The sequence below is a fragment of the Candidatus Magnetobacterium casense genome, assembly GCF_019173545.1.
In the GTDB taxonomy this organism is placed as follows: Bacteria; Nitrospirota; Thermodesulfovibrionia; order Thermodesulfovibrionales; family Magnetobacteriaceae; genus Magnetobacterium; species Magnetobacterium cryptolimnobacter.
The window spans coordinates 1-13,658 of the sequence record NZ_JABXWD010000051.1; the positions used below are offsets into that span (position 1 = coordinate 1).

The 13,658-nt window shown below is 51.4% G+C and carries 11 protein-coding genes; 9 read left to right on the forward strand and 2 right to left on the reverse strand.

The genetic code is table 11. From position 1 onward, the window contains the following. Positions 1–146: 146 nt before the first annotated feature. Positions 147–1,904, forward strand: coding sequence for an NACHT domain-containing protein (locus HWQ67_RS04520; protein ID WP_218251456.1), 1,758 nt, complete (start codon positions 147–149; stop codon positions 1,902–1,904). 29 nt (positions 1,905–1,933) lie between these two features. Here HWQ67_RS04520 and HWQ67_RS04525 read toward each other — a convergent pair whose 3' ends face one another. Next, positions 1,934–2,947, reverse strand: a complete 1,014-nt coding sequence (locus HWQ67_RS04525) for a PP2C family protein-serine/threonine phosphatase (RefSeq protein ID WP_218251457.1) — start codon at positions 2,945–2,947, stop codon at positions 1,934–1,936. A 26-nt stretch (positions 2,948–2,973) separates the two neighbouring features. Beyond that, positions 2,974–3,630: an FHA domain-containing protein gene (locus HWQ67_RS04530; protein ID WP_218251458.1), complete on the reverse strand. Its 657-nt coding sequence runs from the start codon at positions 3,628–3,630 to the stop codon at positions 2,974–2,976. Between the two features lie 65 nt (positions 3,631–3,695). Here HWQ67_RS04530 and HWQ67_RS04535 point away from each other — a divergent pair, with 65 nt between their 5' ends. The 8 genes from HWQ67_RS04535 (at position 3,696) to qmoC (ending at position 13,452) form a co-directional block, all read left to right on the forward strand. Beyond that, a complete protein-coding gene (locus HWQ67_RS04535) occupies positions 3,696–4,010 on the forward strand; it encodes a hypothetical protein (RefSeq protein ID WP_218251459.1) in 315 nt (104 codons plus the stop codon). A gap of 77 nt (positions 4,011–4,087) precedes the next feature. Next, positions 4,088–4,732: an adenylate kinase gene (locus tag HWQ67_RS04540; protein WP_218251460.1), complete on the forward strand. Its 645-nt coding sequence runs from the start codon at positions 4,088–4,090 to the stop codon at positions 4,730–4,732. A 43-nt stretch (positions 4,733–4,775) separates the two neighbouring features. Then, a complete protein-coding gene (gene sat / locus HWQ67_RS04545; RefSeq protein WP_218251461.1) occupies positions 4,776–5,990 on the forward strand; it encodes a sulfate adenylyltransferase in 1,215 nt (404 codons plus the stop codon). Positions 5,991–6,127: 137 nt separating this feature from the next. Continuing rightward, positions 6,128–6,553 (forward strand): adenylyl-sulfate reductase subunit beta, encoded by a 426-nt coding sequence (aprB, locus tag HWQ67_RS04550; RefSeq protein WP_218251462.1) that lies wholly within the window; start codon positions 6,128–6,130, stop codon positions 6,551–6,553. A gap of 14 nt (positions 6,554–6,567) precedes the next feature. After that, positions 6,568–8,541 (forward strand): adenylyl-sulfate reductase subunit alpha, encoded by a 1,974-nt coding sequence (gene aprA / locus HWQ67_RS04555; RefSeq protein ID WP_218251463.1) that lies wholly within the window; start codon positions 6,568–6,570, stop codon positions 8,539–8,541. Positions 8,542–8,740: 199 nt separating this feature from the next. Further along, complete coding sequence (locus HWQ67_RS04560; protein ID WP_218251464.1) at positions 8,741–9,991, forward strand: CoB--CoM heterodisulfide reductase iron-sulfur subunit A family protein; 1,251 nt, start codon at positions 8,741–8,743, stop codon at positions 9,989–9,991. Between the two features lie 3 nt (positions 9,992–9,994). Beyond that, complete coding sequence (locus HWQ67_RS04565) at positions 9,995–12,241, forward strand: hydrogenase iron-sulfur subunit (RefSeq protein ID WP_218251465.1); 2,247 nt, start codon at positions 9,995–9,997, stop codon at positions 12,239–12,241. 23 nt (positions 12,242–12,264) lie between these two features. Further along, positions 12,265–13,452 carry a quinone-interacting membrane-bound oxidoreductase complex subunit QmoC gene (qmoC, locus tag HWQ67_RS04570; RefSeq protein WP_218251466.1) on the forward strand — a complete coding sequence of 396 codons (1,188 nt, stop codon included), beginning with the start codon at positions 12,265–12,267 and terminating at the stop codon, positions 13,450–13,452. Positions 13,453–13,658: the final 206 nt, after the last annotated feature.

Below are 13,658 nucleotides of genomic sequence, written 5' to 3' on the forward strand. Positions count from 1 at the left end.
AGGAATGACAAACTTGGAAAAAGCCTGTAACTGTCATTCCTGCGAAAGCAGGAATCCATGCCTTTAAACCATGAAATTAATTTTACCATGCTTTTTAAAGAGGATACCTCCTGGATATATACATCAAGATAAACCTGCGTAAAAATGTGAAAACGCTTCAAGAGAATTGTGACGATACGTATGGCAAGTTGCATCTGGAGTGCGCTGCACCAGGGGAGATGGGCATCCCACGGTTGAAGGCGGAGCGTGAGTCAAAGCCAATGTCGATTGAGGAGGCGCTAACTGGCTATAAGAAGCGGATCGTAATCTTAGGCGACCCCGGTGCGGGCAAGACGACCCTGCTCAAGCACATTACCCTCAAGATGGCAGCCGATGACGTGAAGGATATCAAGGGCATACCGATATTTATCACCCTGAGGGATTACGTCAACAAATATAAGCCTGACCTGCTCGATTACCTCGATGAAGACCTTTCGAGGCGTTATGGCTTTAGCCACGCCAGGACGTATCTGGAGGAGGAGTTTAAGAGCGGCAATGTTGCTATCTTTTTTGACGGCCTCGATGAGGTCAGCGGTGGCGATCAAAACGAGGCCGGCGCAAACTACAGTAAGGTCGTAGGTGTTATCAACGACGTTGCCACGAAGTACATTAACTGTCCCATTGCCGTTACCTGCAGAAAGGCCGGCTGGAAGGGGGGCATAAAGGAAGCCTTCAGCATCTTTGAGGTGCTTGATTTCACGCATGAGGATATAGCAAACTTTGTAGCGAAGTGGTTCAAGGGTACGCCTGAGAAGGCCAGTGACAGGCCTGAGAAGGCCAAGGAGTTAAATCGTCAGTTAAGCAGGAGAACGAGGGTCAAGTCCCTTGCCGGCAATCCCCTGCTGCTGTCTTTTATCTGCATACTGTACGACAGGTTTGGGACATTTCCAAAGAGGAGGGGTACGCTTTATCAAAAGTGTGTGGATGTCCTTCTCAGTGAGTGGGATGAGAGCAGGGGGATAGAGCGTAGAAACATATTTGATCAGGACGATAAAAAACGGCTGTTACAGGATATAGCCTACAGGTATTTTATTAAAGGTGAGCGATATTTTAAGGAAGCAGACCTTATAAGTGCGATACAGGAGTGTTTACCGGACTTATACCTGAAGTCGGCAGAGGCAATGGAGATTTTGAAGGAGATAGCCGCTAATCATGGTTTGCTGAAAGAGCAGGCCGATGGTTGGTACGGTTTTATCCACTTGACGATACAGGAATATTTTGCTGCTCATCAGTTGAAAGATGACAGGGAGGGTTATGATATAGCCATAGCGAACAGTTTCAAGCCCTGGTGGGAGGAAGTTATCCTGCTCCTTGCCGGAATAGGAGATAGCACGGATTTAATAATCTTGTTATCCGACAAAGCGGATGACATCTTCGATCACAACCTCATACTTGCCGGAAGATGTCTTGCGGAGAAGCCGACACTGAAAGGCGGTGTCAAGCTCAGAGAGGTTGTGTTGAAAAAGCTCAAGGGTGTTGTAACCAACCGTACTTATTGGTTAAATACAGGCAGGGCTATTGATGTCCTGGCTGAAAACGGTGAGGTTGGGTTTTTGTTAGGTCTGTTACGCGATGATAATACACACCACTCTGTAAAAGACAGGATAGCAGATGCGTTGGGCAATATTGGTGATTCAAGCAGTGTGGCGGAATTGATGGCTATGCTCGATGGCGTAAGCTCTCATATTTGGCGTAACCTTGTACAAACGATAGGCAATCTCGCTAACACCAAGGAGCACTGCGAGGGGTTGTTGAAACTACGCTCAAATGCTATAGATAAAGACACCCTCCATTATGCCCTCTACCAAGTAAGCCGCCGGATCGGAATGACCATCGGCAAAGACGGCACGCTCATCGAAACATGAACGCCACCGACCACGCCAGATGTGCTTGCTCAGAGCAGGAAGTAAATGCACAGGGCTGCGATGATCAGTACAACGAGGGCAATGGCAATGCCCAGCTTCAACTTTGAGGCATCGGAGGCGGTAACTTCGGGCGTCAACTGAACCGTCTGTTCGATTTCCTGGGAGCGTTCGTAGTATTCCAGGGTGTTGAGGGGGATGGTCACATCATCGAGGGTCTTGTCTCTGTCGGGGTTGATCAAGAGGTCGTCGGCGTCACTCTTTAACTCCAGCAGGATAAGCGTTATGTTGTCTTGTTTTTGGAGGTTCTTTTTCAGTGCGTGTTGCACTATCACCTCACACTGCTCCTGAGCGGACTTATCCGGATGCAGCCGCAGCAATGTTGCGATTTCGTTTCTGTCCAGTGCGTCAGTCAGACCATCCGTACACATCAGAACCCTTTCGCCGTGCCGAAGCTCTATCGGTCTGTCGGAGATGTCAACACGCGGGATTTCCTCCAGTCCGAGGTAACTGGTCAGCATGTTTCTGTTTTGCTTGTTTGCCTCGAGGTCCTCTGTTGATATTTGGTCCAGCTTGTGCTTGACGTCCAGCTCGGCGCCGTAGGAGTGGATTTCGTTGACGTCCATGAGACGCCCCCCGCGGTAGAGAAATATCCGGCTGTCACCCACCGATACCCAAAATAACATGTTCGCCCGCATCACTACCGCCACAAGCGTTGTGCCCATGTCACTGTCCTGCCCCGCCTTGATGTTGGTATCGACGAGCTTTTGGTTGGCGCTTCTGAGCGCATCTCCGAGTGCCTCAGAGATAGACCGTCCGGGGGCTTTTCGCTTGTACGTCTCCACAAAGGTGTTGACCGCCAGGACGCTCGCCTTCCCGCCGCTGGTGTGCCCACCCATGCCATCGGCCACTACCGCCAGGAATCCACTGTCGGAGTTGACCACCTCACGCACCGGACTGAACAACGCAAAATAATCCTCCTGCCCCTTACGGTTGCCCTTGTCCTGCTCGTTGCCAAAGTCCAATGTCCAGCTTAGTACCGGCATCGCTCAATAATACCAACCTGAAAGCGTCAACTCTTGTCCAGACTTTCCCAGTTGAACTGCGCTGCACACAAGGGGAGAAAGACAAATGTCGTTTGCCCAAACTGAACCCTGTCGTATGCCGTCAGCTTTGCCGGTTGGCGCACCTTTTCGCCATTGAGCTTGACCGCCTGATTTTTCTTGCGTAGCAGATAAAAACTGTTCTCATCGGGGTCGTATTCAATCTCTGCGTGGTCGCGCCTGGAGATCATGTCATCGCCCTTGATAGAGATGTGCAGGTCTCTGGAGTCGTCACGACCAACCTCGTTGATACCGGGCCTTATGCGGTAATCCTTCCCCTTTTCGCTGCCATCTATGCACACCAGCCATCCCACCACGGGATTAAACCCCGCCTTCTTCTTAAAGATGCTCTTGGTGACAACATCGGCCTCCTCAGCGGCAGGTACCGGCGGCTTGGGCGCACTGACCTCCGCCTTGGGTACAGTGACATCTTGCGCGGGCGCAGCGACCTTGGGCACGTTAATGACTGGAATAGTCGTCGCCTTGTCATCAACACCGGCATGAGCCATCCGGTTGAATACGCCGGTGCCGATCTTCTCGTCCTGTGCATTTCTGCAGTAAGGACATTCAGGGTTTTTCTCAGGATTGTAATAGTGCATGTCGGCAGGACATCTTTTCATTGCCATAAACAATCACTCCTTCAATTATCATACTAAGCGTGTTTCCGTTAATCACCCAATATTATAGCAACATGACAGAAGAATTTCAAGACCTAAAAAAAACAGACTATCACACCAGGGTCAATCCACCTGGCAATCCGTCCCAGATATTTTTATTTTCTTGTTGTAAAAATTCTTGCTGTAAAAAATCATGTGATGACATACATAGCACGTTTCAAAAAAGAAAGAAAGGGGCGGCTCCGCCCCCCTTCAGAACCCCCTGCAAGGGGGCCAGCCCCCTTGACCCCATAATGCTTAACCTTCTACCATCACACTACCATCACAGAAATATTTACAGGAACAATATTTTTGACAAGGCCGGAAAATTTTTCCTTGACAACAATTGAATGTTTTGGCTAATATACTTCTGCGGTTTTATGCTTAAAGATAAAACGAATCTTCTTTATAGAAATAGGGAGGTACTATGAGAATAGTCTTGCTCGGAGCCCCAGGCGCAGGTAAGGGAACGCAGGCAAAAAAACTGATCGATATGTACGGTATACCACAGATATCGACGGGAGATATACTCAGAAAGGCCGTCGCCGACGCTACCCCGCTAGGCAAAGAGGCCAAGGGATACATGGACAGAGGCGAACTGGTCGCCGACAGCGTAGTCATAGGCATGGTCAAGGAACGCCTGACGCAGAGCGACTGCCAAAAGGGATTCATCCTCGACGGCTTCCCAAGAAACACCGCACAGGCTGAAACCCTCGATGCTACACTGGCCTCCGTGGGAATGCCCCTGCAAGTGGCCCTCAGCGTCGATGTGGACTTCGACGTCCTGCTCAAAAGACTCACAGGAAGACGCACCTGCAAAGGTTGCGGGCAGATGTATAACATATACTTCTCACAACCCAAAAAAGAGGGTAGTTGCGACAAATGCCCCGGAGAACTCTACCAAAGAGACGACGACAAAGAAGAAACCATCAAGAAAAGACTCGACGTCTATCGCTCACAAACAGAACCGTTGATCGACTACTACGGAAAAAAAGGAATCCTGAAGAGGGTTGAGGGCACGGGCGACATCGACGAAATCTTCAAAAAGATATGCTCCATTTTATCGTCATAAATTTTAAGGACATACAAAAAAATCATCAGGAGGAAGTTTAGAAATGGCATTAGTTAAGCCGCACGGAAAAGACAAGGTGCTCAAACCTCTCTTACTTACGGGAGCCGCACTGCAAGAGGAAAAGAATAAGGCCAAAACCCTTACACAGATCAAGATGGCCTCAAGGGAAGTCGGAGATATCATAATGCTCGGAATCGGCGGGTTTACCCCCCTGGATGGCTTCATGGGCTATGACGACTGGAAGGGCGTCTGCGATTCCTACAAGATGGCCGATGGCACGTTCTGGCCAATCCCGATCACCCTGTCAACGTCAAAGGACCAGGCCGACGGCCTCAAGGCTGGACAAGAAATAGCCCTTGTCGATGAGGAAAGCGGCGAAGTAATGGGCACCATGACCGTCAGAGAAAAATACACAATCGATAAGGTACACGAGTGCAAGACCGTATTCCGCACCGATGACAAGGAGCATCCCGGCGTAGCGCTGGTCATGTCCCAGGGCGACGTCAACCTGGCCGGCCCCGTAAAGGTGCTCAGTGAAGGTACCTTCCCCACCGAATATGCCGGCATCTACCTGACCCCGGCAGAGACTCGCAAGATGTTCGAAGACAAGGGCTGGAGCAGAGTTGCAGCATTCCAGACCAGAAACCCCATGCACCGCTCGCACGAGTTCCTCGCAAAGATAGCCATCGAAATCTGCGACGGCCTCCTGATACACCAGTTGCTTGGCAAACTCAAGCCCGGCGACATACCCGCCCCCGTGCGCAAGGACTGCATCAACGCCCTGATAGAGAACTACCTCGTCAAAGACACCTGTATCCAGGCCGGTTATCCGCTGGATATGAGATATGCCGGCCCCAGAGAGGCCCTGCTACACGCCCTGTTCAGACAGAACTACGGTTGCAGCGACCTCATCGTCGGCAGAGACCACGCCGGCGTGGGCGACTACTACGGCCCGTTTGACGCACAACACATCTTTAAAGAAATCCCCGCCGATGCCCTCGAGACAAAGGCAATGAATATAGACTGGACGTTCTACTGCCACAGGTGCGACGGCATGGCATCAATGAAAACCTGTCCGCACGGTAAGGCAGACAGACTCATGTTGAGCGGCACGGCATTAAGAAAGATGCTCTCCGAAGGCACAGATGTCCCTGACCACTTCAGTCGCCCCGAGGTACTGGAGATTCTCAGGAAGTACTATGCCGGTCTGACAGAAAAGACAGAGATCAAACTGCACAGAGCAGCCACAGGCGGATAGCAGAGATATAAAAGATTGCAGGGGGAGCGAAATCACCCCCTTGCTTTCTACAGAAGGATAGAAGGGTTTTAAGGATTGATGGTTTTATATAGTGGCTTTTTAAGCCATAATGTTATAGTTTAAAAGGAGGTTTTTGTATGCCTAGTTTTGTAATGACTGAGAAGTGTGACGGTTGCAAGGGACAAGAAAAAACAGCATGTATGTACATCTGCCCAAACAATCTGATGAAGCTTGACCGTGATAGGATGAAGGCTTTTAACCAGGAGACCGAACAGTGCTGGGAATGCTACAACTGCGTAAAAATATGCCCGCAGCAGGCAATAGAGGTTAGAGGTTATCAGGACTTCATCCCGCTGGGTGGAAACGTAATCCCGATGAGGGGTTCAGACTCGATCATGTGGACCGTAAAGTTCCGCAACGGCTCACTGAAGAGATTCAAGTTCCCAATCAGAACAACAGCCGAAGGATCGGTAGACCCGTACAAGGGCAAGCCAGAGCCTGATTTCAGCACACTCAAGAAACCTGGTTTCTTCAACTTGGCTCAGGTCAAGACAATTAAATAAAGGAGGAGATAAGAATGGAAAAAGAAACTTGTACGTTTTCATACTGCGCACGGCCGGAGATAATCGAGCACGAAACCGATATACTGCTCATCGGCGGTGGCATGGCCAACTGTGGAGCTGCCTTTGAGGGTGCCCGCTGGGCCACACCAAAGGGCGTAAGGATAACCCTCGTAGACAAGGCCGCTATGGACAGAAGCGGCGCCGTCGCTATGGGACTCTCCGCCATCAATACATACATGGGCGAAAACGACCCTGCCAACTATGTAAAATATGTAAAGGGCGATCTCATGGGCATAATCAGAGAGGACCTGGTATATGACGTAGGCAGACACGTCGATGACTCCGTACACCTCTTTGAGGAGTGGGGATTACCCGTGTGGAAGCGCGCCGATGACGGCCACACAATGGACGGCGCACAGCCTGCCAAGAAACTCTCCGAAGGCGGTAAGCCGGTAAGAAGCGGTAAGTGGCAGATCATGATAAACGGTGAGTCATACAAGGTCATCGTAGCAGAAGCCGCCAAAAAAGCACTGGAATTCAACAGACAGGGCACCGGCGTAGCTCAGAACCTCTTTGAAAGAGTGTTCATCGTTAAACTCTTACCTGACCCCAAGGATGCCAACAGGGTAGCGGCAGCCATCGGATTCAGCGTCAGAGAGAACAAGGTGTATATATTTAAGGCAAAGGCCATGCTCCTGGCCGCCGGTGGAGCCGTTAACTGCTTCAGACCGCGTTCGGTTGCAGAAGGCCAGGGTAGGGCATGGTATCCAATATGGAACGCCGGCTCAACCTACGCAATGGCAGCACAGATGGGCGCAGAACTCGTCCTGATGGAGAACAGATTCGTACCTGCAAGGTTTAAGGACGGATACGGCCCCGTAGGCGCATGGTTCTTGTTCTTTAAGGCCAAGGCCACCAACGCCCTCGGCGAAGACTACTGCGTAACCCACTTTGAGGCCACCAAGGCCAAGTACGGCAGTTACTGCAGCGACCCACACAAACTCGGTACCGCCATCAGAAACCACATGATGATGATCGATATGAAGGCCGGTAAGGGCCCGATCTACATGAACACCCACCATGCAATGGCAGAACTGGCAAAGACCATGGACGCCAAGCAGATCAAGCACCTCGAAGCCGAAGCATGGGAAGACTTCCTCGACATGTGTATCGGACAGGCCGGTGTATGGGCCGGATACAACATCGACCCCAGCAAGACACCGTCTGAAATCATGCCCACGGAACCATATCTCTTAGGCTCACACGCAGGATGCGCCGGCATATGGGTCAGCGGACCGGACGACCTGGGCGCTCCAAAAGAATGGAACTGGGGCTACAACAGAATGTCCACCGTCAAGGGCTTATTCACAGCCGGTGACGGCGTAGGCGCCTCCGGTCACAAGTTCTCCTCAGGCTCACACGCCGAAGGCAGAATCGCCGCCAAGGCAATGGTCGCCCTGTGCCTGGATGAACCAGACTACAAGCCCGAACTCTCAAAGTCAGTGGACGAACTGGCCGGTGAAATCTACCTGCCATACGAAATATACGAAAAGTACAAGAACTACAGCACAGACCCACATACCAACCCCAACTACATCAGACCCAAGATGCTTCAGGCCCGCCTGCAGAAGATCATGGACGAGTACGTAGGCGGCGTATCAACCTGGTACATGACCAGTAAGACAATGCTCGAAAAAGGCCTCGAACAACTGGTCCTGCTCAAGGAAGATTCACTGAAGATGGCAGCGGCTGACCTGCACGAGCTTATGAGATGCTGGGAAAACTACCACAGAATCTGGGCCGGTGAGTCACACGCCAGACACATCCTCTTCAGGGAAGACTCCAGATACCCCGGATACTACTACAGAGGCGACTTCGACCTCGTAGACGATACAAACTGGAAGTGCTTCACCATTTCCAAGTTCAACAACAGCACACAGCAGTGGGAGCTCTCAAAGAGAGATTATGTACAGCTGATCCCTGACTAAGATAAACACTAAATAGCGCCTTACAGGTGCGGTAGAAAGGGTCGCTGCCCTCAGCAATGAGGGGGCCGGAAAGGGGGCCCTCAACAGGGAATGCCCAACAACAGGGATACCCTCAGAGGGATACCCCCCAATGGCAACAGCGACCCCTGCCACATCTGAGACCGTTTAATGTTTGAAGGAAACGCGGAGGATTTTTTTTATGTCAGATAAAAAGAGTATTTTGGTAATAGGTGGAGGCATAAGCGGGCTTACCACTGCAATAGAGGCTGCCGAGACAGGTTACAACACAATCATAGTGGAAAAAAACCCCTACCTCGGTGGGCGCGTAGCACAGTTAAACCGTTATTTCCCGAAACTATGTCCGCCATACTGCGGATTAGAAATAAACTTCAAGAGAATAAAGCAAAACCCCAATATAAAGTTCTATACAATGGCAGAGGTTGACAGTGTAAGCGGTACGGAGGGCAACTTCTCCGTCCAACTGAAGATCAGCCCGCGCTTTGTCAACTCCAAATGTACGGCATGTGACAAGTGCGTAGAGGTCTGCCCGGTAGAAAGGCCTAATAGCTTCAACTTCGCAATGGACAAGACAAAGGCTATATATAGACCCCATGAAATGTCCTTCCCCATGAAATACGTAATCGATTCAACTGTCTGCCCCGGTACACAGTGCAGCAAGTGTGTCGGAGCATGTAAGTATAATGCCATAGATTTGAACATGAAGCCCGAAATCGTGCAGCTCAACGTAGCCAGCATAATCTATGCAACGGGCTGGACCCCCTATGATGCCACAAAGATGGACAACCTGGGCTATGGAAAGGTCAAAAACGTCATAACCAACATGATGATGGAAAGATTGGCCGCCCCCAACGGCCCAACCAAGGGCAAGATCGTCAGACCGTCGGACTCCAAGGCCGTTAAATCCGTCGCCTTCGTCCAGTGCGCCGGTTCCAGGGACGAAAACCACATGGCTCACTGCTCGTCAATCTGTTGCATGGCAACCCTGAAACAGGCAACCTACCTCAGAGACTCCAACCCCGAAATCAAGGCCACCATGTACTACATAGACCTCAGGGCACCCGGAAAATATGAGGACTTCCTCAAAAAAGTACAGGCCGATAACATAATAGACATGGTCAAGGGCAAGGTGGCAAAAATCGAGGAAGACAGCGAAACGGCAGACCCCATCCTGACCGTGGAAGATGTCCTGGGCGGACAGAAGATCACACAGCAGGTGGATATGGTAGTGCTGGCCACAGGCATGGAACCGTCAATCAAAGGCAAGGCCATCAACGCAAAACTCGATGACAACGGCTTTGTTATAGGCGACGGACAAGATGCCGGCATCTACGGAGCCGGAGTAGCCAAAAATCCCAATGACGTAATGACGTCCCTACAGGATGCAACCGCAATGGCAATAAAAGGCATCCAGTCAACAGCGAGGAGGTAGACTATGGCTGACGATTCAAAAATAGGCGTATATATATGCACGGACTGTGGCATTGGTGAGAGCTTAAACATTGAAGACCTCGAAAAGGTCGCCAAAAGTGAACTACGCGCACCCGTTTGCAAATCCCACCCGTTTTTGTGCAACGACGAAGGCGTCCAGGTAATACGCGATGATATAAACAAAGAGGGCGTAAATAAAATAGTCATAGCCGCATGTTCGGCACGTGTCAATACCGACGTGTTCGAGTTTGACCAATACCACTATGTGACCGAGAGAGTAAATCTCAGAGAGCACGTCGTCTGGACCCAACCGCCAAACACCGAAACAACCCAGGCCATCGCCAACGATAACCTGCGCATGGGTATAACCCGTGTCAGCAAGGCAGAGGTACCCATACCAAGAACCACCGACGTGGAACGCACCGTCCTGGTCGTCGGAGGTGGTAACGCCGGTCTGACGGCAGCCCTGGAAGTAGCAGCAGCCGGATACAAGGCCGTTATCGTCGAAAAGGGCGCATCCCTGGGTGGATGGGCAACGAAGTTCTACAAGAGCTATCCCGTAAAACCACCCTTTGATACACTCCTTGCCCCCGCCATCGGCAACAAGGTAAAGGCCGTTGAGGGCAACTCATCCATAAAAGTCCATCTCAACTCCACGATAGTGCAGACAGAGGGCGAACCGGGCATGTTCGACGTCAAGATCAACAAGGGTGGCGCAGAGGAAACCTTCAGGGTCGGCGCCATTATCATGGCCACTGGGTGGAAGCCCTACGACGCCACACCGCTTTCGGAGTTCTATGGCTACGGCAGATTCAAAAACGTCGTCACCAACGTCGAAATGGAGGCAATCGCCCTCAAGGGTAAGATCACACGCCCCTCCGATGGTAAACCGGCCAATAGCGTGGTGTTTTTGCAGTGCGCCGGGCAGAGGGATGAAAAGCACGTCCCCTACTGCTCCGTAGTCTGCTGCAACGTCTCCCTCAAGCAGGCCAAGTACGTCAGGGAATCCAATGCCGACGCCGGCGCCTACATCATATACAAAGACATGAGAACCCCCGGTATCTACGAAAACTTCTACAAGGCCACCCAGGATGACCCCGGCATATTCCTTGCCAAGGGCGAGGTGCGCGCCATCACGGAGGCCCCCGACGGCAGCCTGCTGGTGGATATAGATAATCAGTTGCTGGGCAAGGACATGCGCATACAGGCAGACATCGTGGTGCTTGCCACGGGCATGGTCTCCAGTATGATCCCAGACGGTATGGCCGTAAACGCCGTCACGCCCGAGTATGTGGGAGAGATCATCATCAAAAAGACGCAGGATGGCGATATCCCGGAACTTAACGCCTTCCCGCTGGTACTGAACCTCAAATACAGACAAGGCCCCGAAATGCCGCACCTCAAGTACGGCTTCCCCGATTCACACTTCATCTGCTTCCCGTATGAGACCCGACGCACGGGCATATACGCAGCCGGCGCCGTGAGACATCCCATGGACGGCCTGCAGTCAACCACCGATGCCACGGGCGCAGCGCTCAAGGCCATCCAGTGCATAGAGCTGACCGCTCAGGGCAAGGCCGTATCTCCACGCGCAGGGGATGCAACCTTCCCGGACTTCCGCCTGGAGAGCTGTACGCAGTGTCGCCGATGCACGGTTGAGTGTCCCTTCGGCGTCCTCGATGAGGATGAAAAGGGTACTCCCAAGGAGCATCCGTATCGCTGCCGCCGGTGTGGAACGTGTATGGGCGCCTGTCCGCAGAGAATCATATCGTTTAGGAACTACAGCGTTGACATGATTTCGGCAATGCTCAAGTCACTCGACGTCCCGGCAGAGGGCGAAGAGCCATTTGTTGTGGCGTTCATTTGCGAAAACGACGCCTATCCGGCCATCGACATGACCGGTATCAATAGAATGAAGCTCAACCCCAACTACAGATTCATATCCCTCAGATGCCTCGGTGGCACAAACCTCGTATGGATAACCGATGCACTGTCACGCGGGATTGATGGCATAATGCTCATTGGTTGCAAGTATGGCGAAAACTACCAGTGCCACTTCATAAAAGGCTCGCAAATGGCAAGTGAACGTCTGAGCAAGGTGCAGGAGACCCTCGGCAGATTGAACCTCGAGGCAGAGAGGGTTGAACAGGTACAGTTGGCCATCAATGAGTGGGATCAGTTGCCCAAGATACTTGAAGACTTCTCGGAAAAACTTAAAGGGTTTGGACCAAATCCATTTAAGGGCTTCTAATCTTAAATAATCAGGAGGTTATTATGGGTGATGGTACGACAGTAGTAACGCCCGATGTGGGTTTCGTAAGGAGTCTGCAGGAGGCTGGCGCCGATACATTGAAAAAATGCTATCAGTGCGCTACGTGTTCGGTAGTATGTGAACTGACGCCTAAGGATAATCCTTTTCCCCGAAAAGAGATGCTCATGGCTCAATGGGGCATGAAGGACGAGCTTGCCAAGGACCCCGACATCTGGCTCTGCCACAATTGCAACGACTGTACCAAGTACTGTCCGCGCGGGGCACGCCCCGGTGATGTGTTGTCCGTGCTGAGAAAGACTGTGGTAACTGAAAATGCCTTCCCACGGTTTATGGGCACCATAGTGGGAAATCCGGCTCTCATTCTCCTGGCCCTGGCCTTGCCTGTGATTCTCTTTGGCGCATTCATAGCGGTGCGTATGCACTCAGGGCAACCGCTGTTTCCCGATGGCGATGTGGTCTTTGACAAGTTCTTTCCGATCCATTACATAGACCCGATATTTATCACCACGGCAACCTTGGTGATGCTCTCCTTTGCTGTCAGCATAGGCCGCTTCTGGTGCAGGTTAAACGTGCAACCCTACAAGCTGCTTGCGTATGGCCAGTTTATGCCGAGCCTTATTGCAACGCTTAAGGAGATTGTCACACACAAGAAGTTCCAGAAGTGCGACGCCAACAACGAAAGGACGCTGGCACACAGACTTGTGTTTTTCGGATTTATCGGGTTGTTTATAACGACCAACTGGGGAGTCTTTCACATCTATGTCCTTGGTTGGAAGTCGCCGTATCTGCTGAATGACCCAAACATTCTGGCGTTGTTTAACGGCTCTAAGGAGCTTGTGTTTCTTGCCTACATGGCCTTTAAGGCCTTTGGAAATGCCAGCGCCCTGGCGTTGTTGGTCGGCGGTGTCATGATAGTATCCAACAGGCTCAAGGACAAGGGGTTTGTCAGCAAGACCTCGTCGTTTGACTGGTTGTTTGCCGCCATCATACTGATCCTGGCGATAACGGGATTGTTGGCGGAGATGTTGAGGCTTGCCGGTGCGGGTGTTGCGGCCTACACGGTTTATTTTGTGCACCTGGTGTTTGTGTTTTACATCATTGCGTATCTGCCGTTTTCAAAGTTGGCTCACTTGGTCTACAGGACCGTTGCCATACTTTACTCCAAGATGGCTCACCGCGACGTTATGTAAGATAAAGAAAAAAACCAAGAAAGAAGGGGGCGGCTCCGCCCCCCCTCAGACCCCCCCGCAAGGGGACCAGTCCCCTTGACCCCATAATGCTCGCTCCTTTAACTTAAAATCAGGGAGAAGGAACGTAAGGCATTCGAGCGGCAGGTTAATAAAGCAATTGGTGAGAGTTCTAACAAATTCGGAACTCTCGTTGAAAACTTAATAGC